A 20,186-nucleotide genomic window follows, 5' to 3' on the forward strand; every position below is an offset into this window, starting at 1 on the left:
CGATCCGGTGCTCCAGCCCGGCGGTGCCGGGGATCGCCCACGGCCGGGCCAGGGTCTCGGTGTCCCGCTTGAACGGCAGGAACGTGCCGTCCTCGCCGTTGGGGGCGGTGGTGAACTCCTGCGAGATGTCCGGCAGGTCGGACACCTCCGGCAGCCGCCACGGCTCGGAGCCGTTGGCGAGGTAGCCGTCGGAGAGCAGCATGACCGGGGTGCGGTACTTGACCGCGATCCTGGCCGCCTCGATGGCGGCGTCGAAGCAGTCGCTCGGCGACATCGGCGCCACGACCGGCACCGGGGACTCGCCGTTGCGGCCGTACAGCGCCATCAGCAGGTCGGTCTGCTCGGTCTTGGTCGGCATGCCGGTGCTCGGCCCGGCCCGCTGCACGTCCACGATGATCAGCGGCAGCTCGGTGGTGACCGCCAGACCGACCGTCTCGGCCTTCAGCGCCACACCCGGGCCGGAGGTCGTGGTCACGCCGAGCGCGCCGCCGAACGCGGCCCCGAGCGCCGCGCCGACGCCGGCGATCTCGTCCTCCGCCTGGAAGGTACGGATGCCGAACCGCTTGTGCTTGGACAGCTCGTGCAGGATGTCGGAGGCCGGCGTGATCGGGTAGGAGCCCAGGAACAGCGGCAGCTTCGCCTGCACGCTCGCCGCGATCAGGCCGTAGGCGAGAGCCTGGTTGCCGGAGATGTTGCGATAGACGCCGGGCGCGAGACGGGCCGGCTTGACCTCGTAGGAGACCGAGAACGACTCGGTGGTCTCGCCGTAGTTCCAGCCCGCCTGGAAGGCCGCGATGTTGGCCTTGGCGATCTCGGGCTTCTTGGCGAACTTGTTCTCCAGGAACTTGATCGTGTGCTCGGTCGGCCGGTGGTAGAGCCAGCTCAGCAGGCCGAGGGCGAACATGTTCTTGGAGCGCTCGGCGTCCTTCTTGGACAGGTCGAAGCCTTCGAGCGCCTTGACCGTGAGCGAGGTCAGCGGGACCGCGTGCACCCGCCACTCGGCCAGCGAGTCGTCCTCCAGCGGGTTGGTCGCGTAGCCGACCTTCTGGAGGTTGCGCTTGGTGAACTCGTCGGTGTTGGCGATGATGTCCGCGCCTCGCGGCAGGTCGCCGAGGTTGGCCTTGAGCGCCGCGGGGTTCATCGCGACCAGCACGTTGGGTGCGTCGCCGGGGGTGAGGATGTCGTGGTCGGCGAAGTGGAGCTGGAAGCTCGACACGCCGGGAAGGGTCCCCTGCGGGGCGCGGATCTCGGCCGGGAAGTTGGGCAGCGTCGACAAGTCGTTGCCGAACTCCGCCGTGCCCGCCGTGAATCGGTCGCCGGTGAGCTGCATGCCGTCGCCGGAGTCGCCGGCGAACCGGATGATCACGCGGTCGAGTTGCTGGACCTGCTTTGCCACAGCCGCTCAGTCCTCCTCGACGCGCCGGGGCGCGGTTGCATTGGGCGCGTTCTCTGTTTCCATGCTAGATCCTCGAAAGGGTCACGCGTTTGCAAGCCGCTGAACGCGGGTAAACGCGGTGGGAGTCAGGGTGAGATCGGAGAACGTCGACGACACAGCCCGGACGCGAGCCTGCAGAGGTCGACATGCAGGCGGGCGAACAGGACGGTACGGGTCACGAGCGCCAACTATACGTCCCTCCGACACATGGCCTAATTCAGGGGCTGCTTGCGTGACGGCTCACTCCCTGACCTGTACAGGCGTCCGGCCTGCATGCCGGCAGCTCCGTACAACTCTGGAACGGTGACGAAGGTGTAACCCTTCCCGCGCAGCCGCTTGACGATGTCCGGGACCGCGGCCACGGACTCCTGGTGGATGTCGTGCAACAGAATGATCGCACCCGGATGCGCGCCGCGCACGCTTCTGTCCACGATGTCCTGGGTCGCGCCGCCCTGCTGGTCGAAGGCGTCCACGTCCCAGGTCACCAGCGGGAAGCCCTGCTCCCTCGCCACGTTGCGCAGCGTCCCGCTCACGGCCCCGTACGGCGGCCGGACCAGCGTCGGGGCCTGGCCGATGGCCGCGGCCACCACGTCACGGGTGCGCTCCAGCGAGTCGGCGATCTTGGCGGTGCCCGGCTTCGACAGGTCCGTGTGCGACCAGCTGTGGTTGCCGACGAGGTGGCCCTCGTCGCTCATGCGGCGCAGCAGGTCCGGCTGGGCGGCCGCGTTGCCGCCGACGACGAAGAAGGTCGCGCGGGCGTCCTCGCGCTTCAGGCTGTCCAGGAGCTCGGCGGTGTGGGGGCCGGGGCCGTCGTCGAAGGTCAGGGCCACGCACTTGGTGGCGGCGCAGTCGACGGTGCCGGCGCGGCTGCTGGCGGCGGGGGAACGCGGCGGCGCGGCGAACGGCCCGCCGGAGGTGTTGTCGGGTGTGCTGCCGGGCGTGTCGTTCCGCGGGCTGTCCGGCCCGTCACCAGCTGCGGTGGCGGTCAGTGGCGCGGTGCCGGTGGCGCGGCCGCTGTGGGCGGTGCCGTCGAGGGTCGCCTGCTGGGCCCGGTGGCCGAGCTCCGACAGCAGCGGAGCCGCCCGCCCCGCGGGCACGGCCACGGCGAGCCGGCCGAGCCCGCACGGCGTCAGCTGGCAGTCGTCGAACTCGACCACCAGGTCCCCCGCGCGGTTGAAGGCCATCGAGTCGAACTGGTCGTCGTCGGCCGTGACCGCGTCCCGCTCGACCTGCGCGCCGCGGTCCTTGAGCTGCTCCTTGACCAGCGTCACCAGCCGCCGCCTGGCGTCGTCGCCGGCGAGCAGGGCGGTGGAGCCGGTGGTCCTGCCGGAGCGGGGGTCGTACCAGAGGGTGCGGGTGGAGTTCTCCCAGCGCGCGCCCGTGAACTCGCCGGTGCGCAGCCGCACCGCGACCGCCTCGGGGGAAGCGGCGGCGAGCTGCCATTCGACGTTCAGCTCGGGCCGCGGCTCGGAGATCTCGTCGCCGGTCCGCGTACGGAAGTCGTGAAGCTGCCGCCGCGCCTGCTCGCGCAGCGTCTGCGCGAGCGCGGGCGCGCCGGCCAGCGCGGGATAGGTGATGTGCACGTAGCGCGGTCCGCGGGAGGCGTGGCCCTCGGTGAGCGTCTCGGCGGACAGGCCGGGGACGGCCGCCGGGTCGACGAAGTCGATCAGCGTCGGCTCTGCCGGGACCAGGACGTTCCGCTCGGGGCCGGCGGCGGCGGCGAGGCCGCATCCGCCGGTCGAGAGGGCCAGCAGAGCGATTCCGAGGACGAACCGCTTGTTGTGCATGAGTGTCACACTATGGTGCTGATCATCCTCTTTGGGGTGATTTGTAGGGAAGTGGCGGGGACTTTGACGGGTCTTGGGTTTAGCCGGCCTTCTGACGGACGCGGGCCCTGAGTTCCGTGGACGAGGGCCCTGGGTTCCGCGGACGCGGCGGGCTACGATCGCGATATGGACGGCTATTTCGGGTCGTACGTGCTGGTCGCCGCGCTGTTCGCCATCGGCGTCGCCATCGTGGCGGGGGCCCTCATGGCCAACCGCCTGCTCCGCCCGACCCGTCCCACGCCCGAGAAGCTGACCACGTACGAGTGCGGGGTGGACCCCGTCGGCGAGGGCTGGGCGCAGTCGCAGGTCCGCTACTACGTCTTCACCTACCTCTACGTCGTCTTCGCCGTGGACGCCGTCTTCCTCTTCCCCTGGGCCACGGTCTTCGACGCGCCCGGCTACGGGCTGACGACGCTCGCCGAGATGTTCGTCTTCCTCGGCTTCATCGCGCTCGGCATCGTCTACGCCTGGCGCAAACGCGTCCTCACCTGGACCTGAAGTCCCGGGGTCACCTTTGCGGCGCGGTCGATCCGCGCGAGAATGGATGACATGGCAGCGACGGATCTCCCGATGCCCACCGTGGGCCCGGTCTCGCGGCTGGCGCCCAAGCCGATGCGCTTCGTGCTCAACTGGGGCCGCCGCTACTCCCTGTGGGTGTTCAACTTCGGGCTGGCGTGCTGCGCCATCGAGTTCATCGCCACCTCCATGAGCCGGCACGATTTCATCAGGTTCGGGGTCATCCCGTTCGCCAACGGGCCGCGCCAGGCCGACCTAATGATCGTCTCGGGCACGGTCACCGACAAGATGGCGCCCGCCGTCAAGCGTCTCTACGAGCAGATGCCCGACCCCAAATACGTCATCTCGTTCGGCGCCTGCTCCAACTCCGGCGGGCCCTACTGGGACTCCTACTGCGTGACGAACGGCGTCGACCAGATCATCCCCGTCGACGTCTACGTCCCCGGTTGCCCGCCCCGCCCCGAGGCCCTGCTCCACGGCATCATGAAGCTGCAGGAGAAGATCGCCGGCGAACGGCTGAGCGACCGCTACGTGTGGTCCAGGTCCCACGGGGAGGAGGCGTGAGCGATCTTCTCGCCCGCCGTTTCGGCGATCGGGCGACCAGCACCGAGTCCTACGGCGAGCTCACCGTCGACGTCGCCCCCGCCGACTGGATCGAACTGCTCACCTTCGCCCGCGACGACCTCGGCCACGTCTTCTTCGACTGGCTGACCGGCGTCGACGAGCCGCCCGACACCTTCGTGATCGTCGCCCACGTCTACAACCCGGCCGCCCACGAACGCCTGCTGCTGCGCACCTCCGTCCCGCGCGCCGACCCCCGCCTGCCGAGCGCCGTCGGCGTCTACCGGGGGGCCGACTGGCACGAGCGCGAGACGTACGAGATGTTCGGCGTCGTCTTCGAGGGCCACCCCAACCTCGTGCCGCTGCTCCTGCCCGACGGCTTCGAGGGCCATCCGCTGCGCAAGGACTTCGTCCTCGCCGCCCGCGTCGCCAAGGCGTGGCCCGGCGCGAAGGAGCCGGGGGAGTCCGGCCACGGCGCACCGAGCCGCCGTAAGACCCTGCCGCCGGGCGTACCCGCCGATTGGGGCACGCCGCCCACCTGACCCCCGCTGGGAGCCGCCCGATGCTGCTGCACGTGGTGTTGAGCTTCGCCGTCATCATCGTCGTGTTCCTGGTGCTGCCGCTCATCGTCGGGCAGACCGAGCACAAGGTCATGGCCCACATGCAGTCGCGCCTCGGCCCCATGTACGCCGGCGGCTTCCACGGCTGGGCGCAGCTCATCGCCGACGGGGTGAAGTTCGCCCAGAAGGAGGACGTCATCCCGGCCGCGGCCGACCGCCGCGTCTTCATGATCGCGCCCGGGGTGGCGCTGGTGCCGTACCTGGTCGTGCTCGTCGTCATCCCCTTCGACCGCGACTTCGTGGCCGTGGACCTCGACCTCGGGCTGTTCTTCGTGCTGGCGGTCATGGGCGTCGGCGTGCTGGGCGCGATCATGGCGGGCTGGGCGTCGGCGAACAAGTACTCCGTGCTCGGCGGCATGCGCGCCGCCGCCCAGCTCATGTCGTACGAGCTGCCGCTGGTCCTCGCCGCCTCCTCGGTCGCGATGGCCGCCGGCACGCTGTCGATCCCCGGCATCGTCGAGGCGTGGCAGTGGTGGTGGCTGCCGTGGCAGGCGGTCGGGGGCGTGGTGTTCTTCGTGGCCGGGCTGGCCGAGCTGCGCCGGCCGCCGTTCGACATGCCGATCGCCGAGTCCGAGATCATCATGGGGCCGATGACCGAGTACACCGGCATGCGCTTCGCGCTGTTCATGCTGGCCGAGTACGCCGGGATCGTCGTGCTGTCGTTCCTGACCGCCGTGCTGTTCCTGGGCGGCTGGCACGGGCCGTTCCTGCCGGGGTGGCTGTGGACGCTGCTGAAGGTGTTCGCGCTGGCGTTCGTGGTGATCTGGCTGCGGGTGACGTATCCGCGGCTGCGTGAGGACCAGTTGCAGAAGCTCGCGTGGGTGGTGCTGGTGCCGCTGGCGTTGGGACAGCTCGCCCTGACCGGAGTGGTGAAGGTCCTGCTCTGAAGCCTTCCGCCGCTTTCGGACGTACCATCCTGAAAAGAGGACGAACGAGCTGGACTGGGGGGTGAAACCGCCCCCGACGATCATTGACGTGCACGGCTCACGGGCCGGCACAAGACGGCTCAGGGGGTGGCGGCGAGGTGCGCGAACTCATCCCGGCGACCGGCGCGACAGCCAGGAGCAGGCGTCCCCGACTCTCGATGACCGCCGACGCGGGCACCCTGACCGTCACCGACCGCGCCTCCGGCGAGACGGTCCAGGTCAGGCCCGCCACTCTCTACCTCTACCACTACGAGCGCCCCGGCTCCGAGAAGCTTTATGGCGTGGCCGCCCTGGACGCCGACGGCCTCGTCCTGCTCGACCTGCCCGGCGGCTGGCACGCCCCCAGCCTGAAGGAGTTCGCCGCGCAGGCGGGGATCCCGGTGTCGGGGAGCCGCTACCAGAGCCCCGCCCACATCGGCGCGAACCTCGCGGCCCGCGCCCCCGGCTGGCGGCGCTTATCCGGCCTGCCCCGCCGCCGCCGGTTCACGATGGGGCACAAGGTCGCGGTCGTCGGCGCGGGAGTGGCCGGCCTGGCCGTGATGACGATCCTGGCCGTCAACGGGATGTGGTTCGCCTGGCGCGGTGTGTCCACCCTGGGCCGGATCCTCGTCGAGCTGCTGGAGGTGAAGTGGCTGTTCCTCGCCTTCTTCAGCCCGCTCCTCCTGGTGATGCGTCCCATCACCGGGCGGCTGCACCGCCGGCGGGTGGGGCAGGGCTCGATCGTCGGCCCGCCGTCGGGGCCGTACCTGGTGGGCCGGCAGCCGAGCACCCTGGAGGTCGCCGGGGGCGGGCAGACCCTCGCCACCCTGCGCCGGGGCCGCGCGCCCGGCCAGGCCAATGGGCTGCTCCTCTACCGCCACGAGGACCTGACCGGCCTGTTCATCCTGGACAGCCTCGGCAAGGCCCTCCACCACCTGCCCGGCCCGTGGCCGACGACCGACCTCGACCGCTTCGCCAAGCGCAACGACCTGACGCTGGCCGTGCACGGGTTGACGCACGACGAGTACAAAACCCTCGCCAAATCCACCAACTCCGGCACCCCCTGATGCCGGCCCCTGACACCGGCCCCGCTCTGGGTCCGTCGCCCCCGCCCCCGCCCCCAGCTTGGGCCGCCCCCAGCTTGGGCCGCCCCCAGCTTGGGCCGCCCCCAGCTTGGGCCGCCCCCAGCTTGAGCCGACCCCAGCTTGAGCCGACCCCAGCTTGAGCCGACCCCGGCCGCCTTCAGGCGATGATGGCCAGCATCACATCCGAAGCCGACGGCCGTTCGTCCGGCCGCTTGTTGAGGCACGACCCCACGATCCCCCGCAACCCCGGCGGAAGCGGCGACAGATCCGGGTGGACCGTGAGCACCCGGTTGAACACCGCCGGCACCGTGTCCTCCCCGAACGCCGGCCGCCCCGTGGCCGCGAACATCATCGTCACCGCCCAGCTGAAGACGTCCGAGGCCGGCCCCACGGCCTCGCCCGTGAGCTGCTCCGGCGACATGTAGGGCGGTGTCCCCACCATCTTCCCGGCCGTCAGCGTCACCTGGTCGAGCCCGCGCGCGATGCCGAAGTCGATCACCCGTGGCCCGTCCGGCCCGATGAGCACGTTGCTCGGCTTGAAGTCCCTGTGGACGACGCCCGCCTTGTGGATGGCCGCCAGCGCACCGGCTGTGGATAACGCCAGCCGCGTCAGCCCGTCCTCGTCCCGGGGCCCGTGCTTCTTGACCAGCTGCTCCAGCGAGGGCCCGTCCACGAACTCGCTCACGATGTAGGGGAACCGCCCGCTGATGTCGACGTCCAGGACCCGGGCCGTGGAGAACGTCGCCACCCGCCGTGCCGCCTCGACCTCACGGGCGAACCTGGCCCGTGCCGTCTCGTCCACAAGGTCGTGCAGCACCTTGACGGCGACCCGCGTCCCGTTGGGCGCCGCCGCGAGGTAGACCGCTCCCTGCCCGCCCCGCCCGAGCGACCTGAGAACCCGATAGTGCCCGATCCACTCGGGCTCGCCGGGCCGGCGCTGGTGGGTGGGCTCGGTGCCGCGCTGCTGAACGTTCATGGGCGGCGGCGTCGGGTGCTGGCCGCCCATGCCCGGAACGTGCCGTTGATCTCCCATGACCGGCATGTGCCGCTGACCGCCCATAGGGGACACCTGCGTCGGACGCTGATGCAGGGGCGGATACATCGGTGGACGCAGCCGCGCCCGGACCATCCTCGGCACCAGCACCGCCGAATGGACGACGCCGCCGAACCACGCCACGACCAGCCCCAGCGACACCAGGAACTCGAGCGGCTGCGGGATGTCCTCGATGTTGTCGTACGAGAGCGCGCCGATCACGAAGGAGCCGATGCAGACGAGGTAAACCGAGGCGGCGACGGCCTGGAGGGCACTCCGCAGCCAGTATGCGGCGAACCCGATGGTGAACGGGGTCGCCAGCCCGCACGTGAACAGAGGCAGGCAGGCCCACACGACGGCGGCCGCCCACGCCCCTCCGCTCGGACGGACTGCTTGGCTGTGCTGCATGGCGGGAAGACTATCGCCCCGTCGTGGTTCATACCGGGCATGCGCTCAGCTTGTGGATAACCACCCCTCATTCTGTGGATGGCTGTGGAAAACCTGTGGACAACGCCCCCGCTCATTCACGTGCGCGCCCACTTGCGCCATGATGTTGAACATGGGGCGAGTACCAGGAGTGGGACTGGTGAAGGGACTGTCCATCACCCTTCGCCACATGCTGCGCAAATCCGTGACGCAGCAATACCCCGAGGTCAAGCCCGCCCTCCCGCCCCGCAGCCGAGGCGTCATCGCCCTGGTTGAGGAGAATTGCACCTCTTGCATGCTGTGTGCCCGGGAATGCCCGGACTGGTGCATCTACATCGACTCCCACAAAGAGACCGTCCCGGCTCCCGAAGGCGGCCGCCCGCGCCAGCGCAACGTCCTCGACCGGTTCGCCATCGACTTCGCCCTGTGCATGTACTGCGGCATCTGCATCGAGGTCTGCCCCTTCGACGCGCTGTTCTGGTCGCCGGAGTTCGAGTACGCCGAGGGTGACATCCGCAACCTCCTGCACGAGAAGGACCGGCTGAGCACCTGGTCGCAGACCGTACCGCCGCCGCCGTCCCACGACCCGGGCGCCGAACCCCCGAAGGAGCTCACGGCCGCTCCCCGCCGCCCCGCCGGCCGAGCCACCCCAGGCACCCCCACCCCTGCCGACCGCCCCGCCCGCGAATCGCGCGCCGCGAAGACGTCACACCCGCCCACACCCACCGACACGCCCGCTCCCTCTCCCGGCCCGGCGACACCACCGCCCGCCGTCACTCCCGAAGCTCCCTCCGGCGCCCTACACGCCGAAACGGCCCCGCCCCAGCAGCCGGACGCGGGTACCGGCGGCACAAGCACTGGTGGCACGGGCACCGGCGGCACAGGCACCGCAGGCGTGGAAGGCCCGCAGTCGCCCACCGCTGCCCAGCCGCCCACAGCCGCTCCGGCTCCGGGCCCCGAGCCCGGCCGCCAAGGCCAGGAGGCGGAGGCAGGCACCCCGGGCAGGCCCCAACGCCCCCGCCGCGCCATGTCCAACGTGCGGGGCATCCGCCCGCCCGGCACCCTCCCAGCCCGCCCCGCGGGCGATACCCCCGCCACCCGAGCCGACGACGCGTCCGCCGCCAAAGCTGCTGCCGCCCCGTCGTCCTCAGGCACTTCCCCTGCCGAGGCTCCGCCCCGACCTGCCGCTCCGCCTGCTCGCCGCACGGCGGCGGAAGGAGGCGACGAGGAGCCCCAGGGACCCCAGCCCACCGGCGAGCCGTCATCCACAGGCGGTCCGACCGAAGAAGAGTTGTCCACAGGTTCGGGCGAGACGCGATCGAAGCCCGATCCGGAGGAGCAGACTGCTGCTCCGAGCCCGCGCCGGCGCCGGATGGCCGACCCCCGGTCCATCCGACCACCCGGCAGGCTCGGCCCTGACGAGCCGAAGGAGCCCGAGGAGGAGTCGTGACCGAGGCGGTGCCCTCCTACCTGTCACCCACAGGGCAAGAAGTCGTCTTCTTGCTGCTGGGCGCGGTAGCGGTCGGATCGGCGCTGCTCGTTGTCACGACCAGGCAACTGGTCCATGCCGCCCTCTGGCTCGTGGTCTGCTTCGGCGCACTGGCGGGCTGCTATCTCGTGCTGACGGCCGAGTTCGTGGCCTGGGTGCAGGTGCTCATCTATGTGGGCGCGATCGTGGTGCTGCTGCTGTTCGGCATCATGCTCACGCGCGCCCCGATCGGCCGCTCCGCCGACCTCGACAGCGGCAACCGCGTCGTCTCGGCCGTGGTCGCGCTCGCCACCGCGGCCATCCTGGTCACGGTCGTCATCGACGGCTTCCGTACGGCCTACACCCCGCTCGATCCCGGCGCCGGCGCGGCGAAGGAGCTGGGTGCGAGCATCTTCGCCACGTGGGTGCTCCCGTTCGAGGCGCTGTCCGTCCTCCTGCTCGCCGCGCTGATCGGCGCGATCGTCCTGTCCCGTACGGACATTCCAGGCGGTTCGCCACCGATGGGCCCGGCACCGCCGACGGGCCCGGCGCCCCCGACAGGCCCGGCCACCGGCAGGGCCGATCCGCCTGCCAGAGGCGACCCCGCGCCACCTGACCGCCCATCCGACCAGACGAGCGGGGGCCACTAGTGCACATCGTCTATCCGGCGGTCGTCTCCGCGCTGTTGTTCTCGATCGGTGTCTACGGCGTGCTGGCCCGCCGCAACACGATCCTCGTGCTCATGTCGGTCGAGCTGATGCTCAACGCCGTCAGCCTCAATCTGGTCGCGTTCGACGTCTGGCTGGCGGATCGCCTGCACAGTGGTCAGGTCCTCACCCTCTTCGTGATCGTGATCGCGGCGGCCGAGGTCGGGCTGGGCCTGGCCATCGTCCTGGCGCTCTACCGCAACCGCCGTACGGTCGATCTCGACCACCTCCGCGCCCTGGCCGAGCCCGCGACCGCCACCGGTCCCGAACAGGAAGATTTAGGGGCGGGCGGCCTCACCGGCACGGCCCGGGAGTCGCCGCAGCCGGTCAACGTCGCCGTGCCTCAGGGAGCGGCGGAGGAGCGCCGAACGGCAGGAGGAGGAGAAGCCCAGGCTGAAGGGGGCGGCGGGGGCGGGCAGGCTGTCCGGCGAGAGAGGGGCACGCCGTGACGACGTTCCCGCTGATGGCCGTCCTGTTGCCCTTCGTCGCCGCCTTCGCGGGCCTGCTGCTCAGCCGCCGGCCGCATCGCCCCCCGCCCGCATCGTCCGGTGCCAGGGCGGCCGACAGGCAGGCCGGCACCCGGGCCGCCTGGATCGCGATCATCCCCACCGCCGTCTCCGCCGCCCTGGCCGCCTGGCTCGCCTGGGACCGAGGGTTCGCCTTCCTCAACAACACGGGCTCGGGCGCGCCGACCGGTCACACCTACGGCACGATCATCACCGGCGGCATCCCGATCTCGCTGACCCTCCAGGCCGACAACCTGTCCGCCCTCCTCGGCGTCCTGGTCACCCTCGTGGCCCTGGCCGTCCAGGTCTACTCGGTCGGCTACCTCGCCGACGACCCCCGCTACCCCTCCTACAGCGCGTTCATCAGCCTGTTCACCAGCGCGATGCTCCTGGTGGTCTACGCGGGCGACCTCCTGGTCCTGTACGTCGGCTGGGAGATCATGGGCCTCTGCTCCTACCTCCTCATCGGCCACTGGTGGGAGGACAGAGGCAACTCGCGGGCCGCGGTGAAGGCGTTCCTCGTGACCCGGCTCGGCGACGTCGGCTTCCTGTTCGGCATCTTCGTGCTGGGCTCGGCCGCGGGCAGTTTCCGCGTCGCCGACGTCCTGGCGAAGGTGCCGGAGATGTCCCAGGCGACGCTCGTGACCGCCACGCTGCTCCTGCTGGCGGGCGTGGCGGGCAAGAGCGCCCAGGTCCCGCTGCACACCTGGCTCCCCGACGCGATGGCGGGCCCGACGCCGATCAGCGCCCTCATCCACGCCGCCACCATGGTCGCCGCCGGCATCTTCATCGTGGCGAGGCTCTTCCCCGCCTTCCTCGCCGCGCCGCCGACGATGGACGTGCTGGCGGTGCTGGCCGCCGTCGGCATGCTGGGCGCGGCCCTCGCCGCCCTGGCCCAGGACGACCTCAAACGCGTGCTCGCCTACTCCACGGTCAGCCAGCTCGCTTACATGGCGGGCGGCCTCGCGGCGGGCTCCGACACGGCGGCGATCTTCCATCTGGTGACGCACGGCGCGTTCAAGGCGCTGCTGTTCCTCTGCGCGGGCGTGGTGATCCACCACGTCGGCTCCAACCTCATGACCCGGATGGGCGGCCTGCGCCGCGAGCTGCCGATCACGTTCACGACGATGACGATCGGCCTGGCCGCCCTCATGGGCATCCCGCCGGCCAGCGGCTTCTTCAGCAAGGACGCGGTAATCGCCGCCATGGACGACGCCGTGACCGCCGGCACGCTCACCGACGCCGCGGCCCTGCTGCTGTACGGCTGCGCGCTCGCCACGGTGGCCGTCACGGGCGCGTACGCGACCAGGGCCTGGCTGCGCACGTTCTTCGGCCGAGCCAGGGCGGTGCCGGTGCCGCTGCCCGAGCCGCCGCCGGGCACGGCCCACGTCGTGGACGTCACCGAGGCCCCGAGGACGATGCTCGTCCCCGTCGTCCTCCTCGCCGTGCCCGCCCTCCTGCTGGGCCTGGCCGGCGGGCTGCACATGGAGGTCGGCGTGGCGGCCGTCGGCGTGGTGCTCGCGCTGCTGGGCGCCGGAGCGGTCTACGCGTTCTGGCGCATGGACCCGCTCGCCGACCCGGCCCGCCTGCTCGGCCCGCTGCGGGCGCCCTGCGAGCAGGCGTTCTACGTCGACCGGGGTTACGCCGCGCTGTTCGTCCGCCCGGTCCTGGCCCTCGCCAGGCTGGTGGTGCGGACGGACGACACGGTCGTGGACGGCGCGGTGCGCGGCTCCGGCCGTACGGTGCGCGGCCTGGCGGGTGTGCTGCGCCTGGCCCAGAACGGCAACGTCCAGCTCTACGTGAGCGGCCTGCTCGCGGGTGTCCTGCTGATCGCGGTGGGGGCGGTGGTGTTCACGTGACCGGGGTGGTGTTCGCATGACCGGGACGGGATGGCTGCCAGTCGCGCTGCCGGTCGCGTTGTTGGCCGTGCCGCTGCTCGGGGCGCTCGGCCTCGTCGTACTCCCGCACGTCCTCCGCCCGGTGCTGCGCGCGTACGGGCTGGTCCTGTCGGGTGTGACGCTGGCGCTGGCCGCGCTGCTGGTGGCGACGTTCGACTACGAGCGGCCGGCGAGCCCGCAGTTCGAGCTGGACGTGCCGTGGATCCCCGGCCTCGGTCTACGCCTCCACCTGGGGATCGACGGGATCTCGTTGCCGCTGGTCGCGTTGACGGCGCTGCTGACGTTCCTGTGCTTCGGTTACCTGTCCTGGGGGCGCGCCCGCGCCGGCGAGTTCCTGCGTGCCCGGCCGCGGGCGCTGGTGTTCACGTTGCTGGTGCTCGAAGTCGGCATGATCGGCACATTCCTCGCCCTCGACCTGCTGCTCTTCTTCGTCTTCTTCGAGATCGTGCTCGTCCCGATGTACTTCCTGATCGGCATCTGGGGCGGCGAGGGCCGGCGGGCCGCGTCGATCAAGTTCATCCTCTACACCCTGCTCGGCTCGGTCGTGATGCTGCTCGGCCTGCTGCTGATCTGGGCGCAGACCGGCACGTTCGACATCGAGGCGCTGGCCGCGGCCCACGGCAGCGGGATGGCCAGATCGGTGCAGATCCTCGCGTTCGTGGCGATCGGGATCGGCCTGGCCGTCAAGACCCCCATGTGGCCGCTGCACACCTGGCTGCCCGACGCGCACACCGAGGCGCCCACGACGGGCTCGGTGCTGCTGGCCGGCGTGCTGCTCAAGATGGGCACGTACGGCTTCGCCAGGATCGCCATCCCCGTCCTGCCCGAGGGCGCGCTGGCCGTCGCGCCGTGGCTGGGCGCGTTGGCCGTGGTCGGCATCGTGTACGGCTCTCTCGCCTGCCTGGCCCAGCGCGACCTCAAACGCATGATCGCCTACTCCTCGGTCGGTCACATGGGCTTCGTCCTGCTGGGCTTCGCCACGCTCACGCCCACCGGCATCAACGGCGCACTCTTCGCGAACGTCGCCCACGGCCTGATCACCGGCCTGCTGTTCTTCCTGGCCGGCGCGATCAAGGACCGCTACCACACGGCCGACATGACGGCGCTCGGCGGCGGCCTGCTGGCCACGCTGCCGCGCCTGGGGTCGGTGCTGACGTTCGCCGCGGTCGCCTCGCTCGGGCTGCCGGGGCTGGCCGGGTTCTGGGGGGAGATGCTGGCGCTGCTCGGCGCGTTCCGGCCGGCGGACGGGCTGCCGCGCGGGCTGTTCCTGACCTACATGGTGATCGGCGGGCTGGGCGCGGTGCTGACGGCCGCGTACTTCCTGGTCATGCTCTCCCGCGTCACCCACGGCCGGCCGCCGCCACTCCCCGCCGAAGCTGAGGCCGAGGCCGTGGCCGAGCCCCGGGTCGTGGAGAGTCTCGCCGCCCGGCCCGTCGCCACCCTCGCGCACCGTGACGTCCGGCCGTACGAGTTGCTCGCCTGGACCCCGCTCGTGGCCCTCATCCTGCTGTTCGGACTCTGGCCGGGCCTCCTGCTCTCCCTCACCACCCCGGCCGTCCACACCCTGCTGGGAGCCCTGCCATGAGCCAGCAGATCGACTACTTCGCGATCGCGCCGCCGCTCGCGCTCGCCCTCACGGCCGCCCTGGTGCTCCTGCTGGACGTGTTCCTGCCGCATCGCCCCCGTACGCGGGCCGCGCTGGGCCTGGTCACGTTGGCCGGCGTGCTGGTGTCCCTGGGCTTCGTCCTCGCGCAGGCGATGACGGGCCGGACCCTCGGCACGTTCTGCGTCCCGCCCGCCCTGGCCGGGTCAGGAGGCCCGGCCCCGTGCTCGTATGTCGTGGACGGCTTCACGCTGGTCCTCGCTGGCCTGGTGCTGGCCTCCGCCGTGGTGATCGTGCTGATGTCGATGACCGAGCTGGCCGACGGCGGCATCCCGGCAGGGGAGTGGCACTTCCTCCTGCTGTGCACCCTCGTGGGCGCGGTGACCCTGCCCGCCTCCCGCGACCTGGTCATGCTCGTGGTCGCGCTCGAACTCGTCTCGTTGCCGGTCTTCGCCCTCACCGCGCTGAAACGCTACGACGGCCGCGCCTCCGAGGCCGCGGTGAAGTTGTTCGTCGTGTCCGTGGTGTCCACGGCGGTCATGTTGTTCGGGGTGTCCCTTCTGTACGGGATGACCGGCACCGTCCACCTGTCCGGCCTGGCCGCGCAGGTCCAGGCTGTGACCGGGGTGCCGGTCGTCACGGTCGGGATCGTGCTCGTCGTCGCCGGGTTCGGCTTCAAGATCGCCGCGGTGCCGTTCCACGCCTGGGCGGCCGACGTCTACCAGGGCGCCCCGGTCCCGGTGGCCGCGTTGCTGTCAGTGGTGTCGAAGGCGTCCGGGTTCGCCGGGCTCATCCTGGTCCTCGCCACAGCGCTCCCCGGGCAGGCCGGCACCTGGGGCCCCGTCGTGGCGATCCTCTCGGCGTTGACCATGACGGCGGGCAACCTGCTGGCCCTGCGCCAGCGCTCCGCCGTACGCCTGCTGGCCTGGTCCTCCGTCGCCCAGTCCGGCTACGTCCTGGCCCCGCTCGCCGTCACCGGGACGATCGGGGCGCAGGCGGCCGTCGGCGCGTCCGTCGCCTACCTCGTCATCTACGCGGCCATGAACCTCGGCGCCTTCGCCGTCGTCCTGCTGGTAGCCAGGACAGCCGGGCGCAACGAGCTCGACGACTACCGCGGCCTCGCCTTCCGCAGCCCGGCGGCGGGTCTCGCGCTCGCGTTCTGCCTGGTCTGCCTGGCGGGGCTGCCGCCGGGCCTCGCGGGGCTGTTCGCCAAGGTGTTCGTGTTCCGGGCGATCGTCGAGGGCGGGCTGGGCTGGCTGGCGCTGGTCATGGCGGTCAACACGGTGATCGGGCTCTACTACTACGCGGTGTGGGCCGCCCGCCTGTTCACCCCGGCCGCGCGCTCGCTCACCCTCCGCGCCGCACCCGCGCTCTGGCCCGCGATGGGCCTGGCGGTGGCGGTCGCGATCGTGTTCTCGCTCGCCCCGCAGCTCGTCCTCGACCTGACCGGGTTGTGAGGCTCGCGGGGTCGCGCTCCGCCCTCGGCTGAGCACGCCGGGGAACGAAGAGCCGGGTCGTCTTCGTTGGAGGTGGTGAACCCAGAGCACGAAGGGGGAGCCTTGCACCACAACGGTCTGCGCACAGCCGTCCTGCTGGGCGGCATGTCGGCGCTGATCCTGCTGGTGGGCGCGTGGTTGGGCGGTGGCGCCGGTGTCCAGATCGCGTTCGTTCTCGCCCTGGTGGGCAACGGCGTCGCCTATTTCTTCTCCGACCGGATCGCGCTGTCGGCCATGCGGGCCAGGCCCGTCAGCGAGGTCGAGCACCCCACCCTCTACCGGATCGTCCGCGAGCTGAGCACGCAGGCCCGGCAGCCGATGCCGCGGCTCTACATCTCGCCGACCGTGCAGCCCAACGCGTTCGCGACCGGCCGCAGCCCGCGGCAGGCGGCGGTCTGCGTCACGTACGGGCTGACGCAGCTCCTCGACGAGTCCGAGCTGCGCGGCGTGATCGGGCACGAGCTGTCGCACGTCTACAACCGCGACATCCTCCTCTCGTCCGTGGCCGGCGCGCTGGCCACCATGATCACCTGGCTCAGCTACCTCGCGGTCTTCTTCGGCGGCTCCGACGACGACGAGGGCCCCGGCTTCCTGGGCGCGCTGCTCATGATGGTGCTCGGCCCGGTCGCGGCCGGAATGGTGCAGATGGCGATCAGCCGCACCCGCGAGTTCCAGGCGGACGAATCGGGCGCCCGCCTCACCGGCGACCCGCTCGCCCTCGCCTCGGCCCTCCGCAAGATCGAGCTGGGCGCCCGCCGGCTGCCGCTCCCCGAGAACAGCCGCCTGACCTCCGCCTCCCACCTGATGATCGCCAACCCGTTCGCCGGCTCCGGCATCGGCCGCCTGTTCTCCACGCATCCGCCCACGTCCGAGCGGGTCGCGCGGCTGGAGCGCATGGCCGGATACCGGCGATGATGGGGCGCATGCCGCGATTAACCGAGGCCGAACGCCGCCTCTGGAACGCCTTTCCGACCGGCGAGCTCGTCGCCCTCGGCCCGGCGACACCGAGCAGGCCCGGCACGCCCCCCGGCGGCAACGCGCCCAAGGACGGCGACACCTGGGGCGCCGAGCGGACGATCCGGGCCAAGGTCATCGCGTCCCTGCTGCTCGGCGCCCGGGAGACGACCGCCGGCGCGGTCCCGGCGGTCCGGCTGCGCGGGGCCCGCATCACCGGCCAGCTCGCGCTGCTCGGCGGGACGATCCCGTACGAACTGGCCCTCAGCGGCTGTCACCTGGACCAGCCGCTCCAGCTCATGGGCAGCACCACCCGCACCATCCGGCTGACCGACTGCACCTTCCCCGGCCTGGGCGGGAGCGGCCTGCGCGTCGCCGGCCACCTCAGCCTGTCCGGCTCGAACATCACCGGCACCGTACGCGCGGCCAGGGCCGTCTTCGAGAGCGGCCTGTGGGCCTCCGGCACCAAGATCGTCAGCGACGACGGCGAATGGGCCCTCTACGCGAACGCCACCGTCGTCGACTCCGGCCTGTTCTTCCGCAACTCCGACTTCACCGGCGGCGTCAGCCTGGTGGGCGCCCGGCTGAACGGCGGCTGCTTCATGGAGGGCGCGACCCTCCGCAACCCGGGCAAGGACGCCCTCGCCGCCGACAACGTCGTGGTCGAGGACGTGATGCTCCTGACCGACGATTTCCGGGCAGAAGGCTGCGTACGCCTGCGCGGCGCCCGCATCAACGGCCGCTTCGCCCTGGGCGGCACCGTGACCAGCCCCGACACCCGCTACGCCCTCCACCTGAGCCACATGGAGATCCGCGAGGCGACCCTCATGCCCACCGCGCCCGTGGACGGCGTCGTCACCCTCGCGCACAGCAAGCTCGGCACCCTGCACGACGACCCCGACACCTGGCCCGCCAAGCTCCGCCTCAACGGCCTCACCTACGAACGCCTGCGCGGCTCCGGCGTGAAACGCAGGATCGAATGGGTCACGAGGGACCCCGAGGGCTTTCGGCCGCAGCCGTACGAGCAGCTCGCCGCCTGGTATCTCAGCGACGGCAACGACGCACTCGCCCGCCGCGCCCAGCTCGCCAAGCTCCGCGCCCGCCGCCGGACGCAGGGCCTGGGCGGCCGGATCTGGGGCCGGCTGCTCGACGCCGCCGTCGGCTACGGCTACCGGCCCTGGCTGGCCGGCATGTGGTTCACGCTGCTGCTGGCGATCGGCACGGCCGTCTTCGCCGTACAGCCGCCCCGGGCGATCAAACCCGACGAGAGCCCGCATTTCAACGCGTTCGCGTACGCCTTCGACCTGCTCCTGCCGCTGCCCGCCTTCGGCCAGCGCGAGGCGTTCGACCCGATGGGGTGGACGCAGTGGCTGGCGTACACGCTGATCGTCGCCGGCTGGATCCTCGCCACCGCGCTGATCGCCGGCGCTACCCGAGTTCTCCGGCCGCAATGATCTTTCGTACGATGTCCGCCAGGTCCTCCGGGAAGTACTTCTCCTCGGTGCTCTCCAGCTCCGCCACGCTCCACCACCGGTAGGCGGTCGTGGTGTCCTTCTCGATCTGCTCCATGTGCTCGAACGACACGGCGGACGCCGCCTCGGCCACCCGGATCGCGTAGAAGGTCTGGTCCTGGGTGATGGTGTACCCGCCCCAGTCGAAGGTGATGGTGATGGTCCCGTACGGGCCGCGGAGGTCGCCGGCGTCCGCCCGGATCCCGACCTCCTCGAACAACTCCCGCACCGCCGCCCCGACCTCCGTCTCGCCGTCCTCCACGGCTCCGCCGACCGTGAACCAGAACGGTTGGTCGGGGCGATCCGGGTCGAACCCGTACAGCAGGAGCACCCGATCCTGCTCGTCGAAGGGGAGGGCACGTGCCGTGAACCGGCGCAGGGGGATCTTCGTCACATCCTGGAGCTTACGGCGACCCGGTGCGGCGCGAGAGGGGCCGTGGGCGGGCTGTGGCCGGGCTGTGGGCGGGCTCTGCGGGCGGGCTCTGTGGGCGATGGCGAGGCGGAGGGCGTGCGCCGCCCGCCCCGCCGCCCCGACGAGATGCCTCGTGTCGACCCGCCGACACCGTGATCGCCCACCAAGGACCTTGACCGAGGACAGCCGGATCATGACCGCCGGATCATGACCGATGAACTCCATGACCCACGACCCCCACGACCGCACGCCATCCTGCCCAACCGGCCACCCTCACCGCGCCACCGCTCAGCCTCGGTGCCGTCCCGCAGCCGGCGCCAGCCGCATCATTACCGGTAGTTCACGAACTGCAATGCGATGTCCAGATCCTTGCCCTTGAGCAGTGAGATGACATCCTGCAGATCATCCTTCTTCTTCGAACTGACCCGCAGCTCCTCACCCTGAATCTGGGCCTTGATCCCCTTCGGCCCCTCATCCCGGATCAACTTGGAGATCTTCTTCGCGTTCTCCTGATCGATGCCCTCCTTGAGCCCGATCATCATCCGGTACTCCTTGCCGGACAGCTTCGGCTCCCCAGCATCGATGATCTTCAGCGAGAGCCCCCGCTTGACCACCTTGTCCTTGAAGACGTCCAGCGCCGCGTTGGCCCGCTCCTCACTGTTCGCCTTGATCTCGATGTTGTTCTGCCCGGACCAACTGATGCTCGCCCCGGTGCCCTTGAAGTCGAACCGGTGCCCGATCTCCTTGACCGTCTGGTTCAGCGCGTTGTCGACCTCCTGCCGGTCGATCTTGCTGACGATGTCGAACGACGAATCAGCCACAACACCCACCCTCTCAGCTGCGAAGTCCTCTAAGGATCCGACCACCCGGACGTACCCCTGTGCCCGGCGCACCGACGCGCATGATGCACCTGAGCCTGGACACGCCCGTACACGCGGACCCAGCGACCGAGCCTAGCCAGCATCGCCGCCCCATGCAGTCCACCGCCCCCGCCCCACCACCCCGTCCGACGCAACCCGCCGCGAGAACCCGCCCCAGGACAAACCGGTGTCACGTACACCTCCGAAGTCCGCTATCCTTCTGTGTGTCGCCGCGAGAGCGGAAGACAAGGCAGGTTGCCCGAGTGGCCAAAGGGAGCGGTCTGTAAAACCGTCGGCTCAGCCTACGCAAGTTCGAACCTTGCACCTGCCACCAGCCGTAACAGCAGGTCAGAGGCCCTTCGGG

At 71.0% G+C, this 20,186-nt stretch carries 19 protein-coding genes and 1 tRNA gene; 14 read left to right on the forward strand and 6 right to left on the reverse strand.

Translation table 11 applies throughout. The features are described from left to right. The 3 genes from BMW85_RS10355 to BMW85_RS10360 form a co-directional block, all read right to left on the reverse strand. Positions 1-1,396 (reverse strand): 2-oxoacid:acceptor oxidoreductase subunit alpha (locus tag BMW85_RS10355; RefSeq protein ID WP_143082237.1); only part of this gene is annotated, 1,396 nt, incomplete at its 3' end. A 125-nt stretch (positions 1,397-1,521) separates the two neighbouring features. Continuing rightward, positions 1,522-1,614 (reverse strand): putative leader peptide, encoded by a 93-nt coding sequence (locus BMW85_RS52495; RefSeq protein ID WP_350778063.1) that lies wholly within the window; start codon positions 1,612-1,614, stop codon positions 1,522-1,524. A gap of 33 nt (positions 1,615-1,647) precedes the next feature. After that, complete coding sequence (locus BMW85_RS10360) at positions 1,648-3,222, reverse strand: polysaccharide deacetylase family protein (RefSeq protein WP_091079855.1); 1,575 nt, start codon at positions 3,220-3,222, stop codon at positions 1,648-1,650. 165 nt (positions 3,223-3,387) lie between these two features. Between BMW85_RS10360 and BMW85_RS10365 the strand changes: the two genes are divergently transcribed. From BMW85_RS10365 to BMW85_RS10385, 5 genes are all read left to right on the forward strand, one after another. Further along, the gene (locus BMW85_RS10365; RefSeq protein WP_091079858.1) at positions 3,388-3,759 is read left to right on the forward strand and encodes an NADH-quinone oxidoreductase subunit A; all 372 of its coding nucleotides are present in this window, start codon (positions 3,388-3,390) and stop codon (positions 3,757-3,759) included. A gap of 51 nt (positions 3,760-3,810) precedes the next feature. Next, positions 3,811-4,341, forward strand: a complete 531-nt coding sequence (locus tag BMW85_RS10370) for an NADH-quinone oxidoreductase subunit B (protein WP_091079859.1) — start codon at positions 3,811-3,813, stop codon at positions 4,339-4,341. Then, positions 4,338-4,880 carry an NADH-quinone oxidoreductase subunit C gene (locus BMW85_RS10375; RefSeq protein ID WP_091079862.1) on the forward strand — a complete coding sequence of 181 codons (543 nt, stop codon included), beginning with the start codon at positions 4,338-4,340 and terminating at the stop codon, positions 4,878-4,880. The genes BMW85_RS10370 and BMW85_RS10375 overlap by 4 nt, the downstream gene beginning before the upstream one ends. Positions 4,881-4,900: 20 nt before the next feature. Then, positions 4,901-5,845: an NADH-quinone oxidoreductase subunit NuoH gene (nuoH, locus tag BMW85_RS10380; RefSeq protein WP_091079864.1), complete on the forward strand. Its 945-nt coding sequence runs from the start codon at positions 4,901-4,903 to the stop codon at positions 5,843-5,845. Positions 5,846-5,982: 137 nt separating this feature from the next. Continuing rightward, positions 5,983-6,930, forward strand: a complete 948-nt coding sequence (locus BMW85_RS10385) for a hypothetical protein (protein WP_143082195.1) — start codon at positions 5,983-5,985, stop codon at positions 6,928-6,930. Positions 6,931-7,105: 175 nt separating this feature from the next. On the opposite strand, the gene BMW85_RS10390 is transcribed toward BMW85_RS10385, so the two are convergent. Beyond that, a complete protein-coding gene (locus tag BMW85_RS10390; protein ID WP_091079869.1) occupies positions 7,106-8,389 on the reverse strand; it encodes a serine/threonine-protein kinase in 1,284 nt (427 codons plus the stop codon). Positions 8,390-8,597: 208 nt separating this feature from the next. Here BMW85_RS10390 and BMW85_RS50905 point away from each other — a divergent pair, with 208 nt between their 5' ends. The 8 genes from BMW85_RS50905 to BMW85_RS10430 all read left to right on the forward strand — a co-directional run bounded on the left by BMW85_RS50905 (position 8,598) and on the right by BMW85_RS10430 (position 18,493). Then, positions 8,598-9,857 carry a NuoI/complex I 23 kDa subunit family protein gene (locus BMW85_RS50905; RefSeq protein WP_245774714.1) on the forward strand — a complete coding sequence of 420 codons (1,260 nt, stop codon included), beginning with the start codon at positions 8,598-8,600 and terminating at the stop codon, positions 9,855-9,857. Continuing rightward, on the forward strand, positions 9,854-10,525 hold the full coding sequence (locus BMW85_RS10400) for an NADH-quinone oxidoreductase subunit J family protein (RefSeq protein ID WP_091079872.1): 672 nt from the start codon (positions 9,854-9,856) through the stop codon (positions 10,523-10,525). The genes BMW85_RS50905 and BMW85_RS10400 overlap by 4 nt, the downstream gene beginning before the upstream one ends. Beyond that, positions 10,525-11,031, forward strand: coding sequence for an NADH-quinone oxidoreductase subunit NuoK (gene nuoK / locus BMW85_RS52500; protein WP_091079874.1), 507 nt, complete (start codon positions 10,525-10,527; stop codon positions 11,029-11,031). The genes BMW85_RS10400 and nuoK overlap by 1 nt, the downstream gene beginning before the upstream one ends. Beyond that, positions 11,028-12,947: an NADH-quinone oxidoreductase subunit 5 family protein gene (locus BMW85_RS10410; RefSeq protein ID WP_091079877.1), complete on the forward strand. Its 1,920-nt coding sequence runs from the start codon at positions 11,028-11,030 to the stop codon at positions 12,945-12,947. Before nuoK ends, BMW85_RS10410 begins: the two co-directional genes overlap by 4 nt. Before the next feature lie 16 nt (positions 12,948-12,963). Further along, positions 12,964-14,571, forward strand: coding sequence for a complex I subunit 4 family protein (locus BMW85_RS10415; RefSeq protein ID WP_091079879.1), 1,608 nt, complete (start codon positions 12,964-12,966; stop codon positions 14,569-14,571). Further along, positions 14,568-16,046: an NADH-quinone oxidoreductase subunit N gene (locus BMW85_RS10420; RefSeq protein WP_091079881.1), complete on the forward strand. Its 1,479-nt coding sequence runs from the start codon at positions 14,568-14,570 to the stop codon at positions 16,044-16,046. The genes BMW85_RS10415 and BMW85_RS10420 overlap by 4 nt, the downstream gene beginning before the upstream one ends. A gap of 102 nt (positions 16,047-16,148) precedes the next feature. Beyond that, positions 16,149-17,000, forward strand: coding sequence for a zinc metalloprotease HtpX (gene htpX, locus BMW85_RS10425; RefSeq protein ID WP_091079884.1), 852 nt, complete (start codon positions 16,149-16,151; stop codon positions 16,998-17,000). 8 nt (positions 17,001-17,008) lie between these two features. Beyond that, positions 17,009-18,493 carry a hypothetical protein gene (locus tag BMW85_RS10430; RefSeq protein ID WP_245774715.1) on the forward strand — a complete coding sequence of 495 codons (1,485 nt, stop codon included), beginning with the start codon at positions 17,009-17,011 and terminating at the stop codon, positions 18,491-18,493. Here BMW85_RS10430 and BMW85_RS10435 read toward each other — a convergent pair. Together BMW85_RS10435 and BMW85_RS10440 are read right to left on the reverse strand one after the other, a co-directional pair. Continuing rightward, positions 18,468-18,944: an NUDIX hydrolase gene (locus BMW85_RS10435; protein WP_177240593.1), complete on the reverse strand. Its 477-nt coding sequence runs from the start codon at positions 18,942-18,944 to the stop codon at positions 18,468-18,470. The genes BMW85_RS10430 and BMW85_RS10435 overlap by 26 nt on opposite strands. Before the next feature lie 347 nt (positions 18,945-19,291). After that, positions 19,292-19,792, reverse strand: a complete 501-nt coding sequence (locus BMW85_RS10440) for a YajQ family cyclic di-GMP-binding protein (RefSeq protein ID WP_218155741.1) — start codon at positions 19,790-19,792, stop codon at positions 19,292-19,294. Positions 19,793-20,071: 279 nt separating this feature from the next. Between BMW85_RS10440 and BMW85_RS10445 the strand changes: the two genes are divergently transcribed. Beyond that, a tRNA-Tyr gene (locus BMW85_RS10445) sits at positions 20,072-20,156 on the forward strand. The last annotated feature ends 30 nt before the right edge of the window (positions 20,157-20,186 follow it).

Origin of the sequence: Nonomuraea wenchangensis (assembly GCF_900111685.1) — a bacterium.
Taxonomy (GTDB): domain Bacteria; phylum Actinomycetota; class Actinomycetes; order Streptosporangiales; family Streptosporangiaceae; genus Nonomuraea; species Nonomuraea wenchangensis.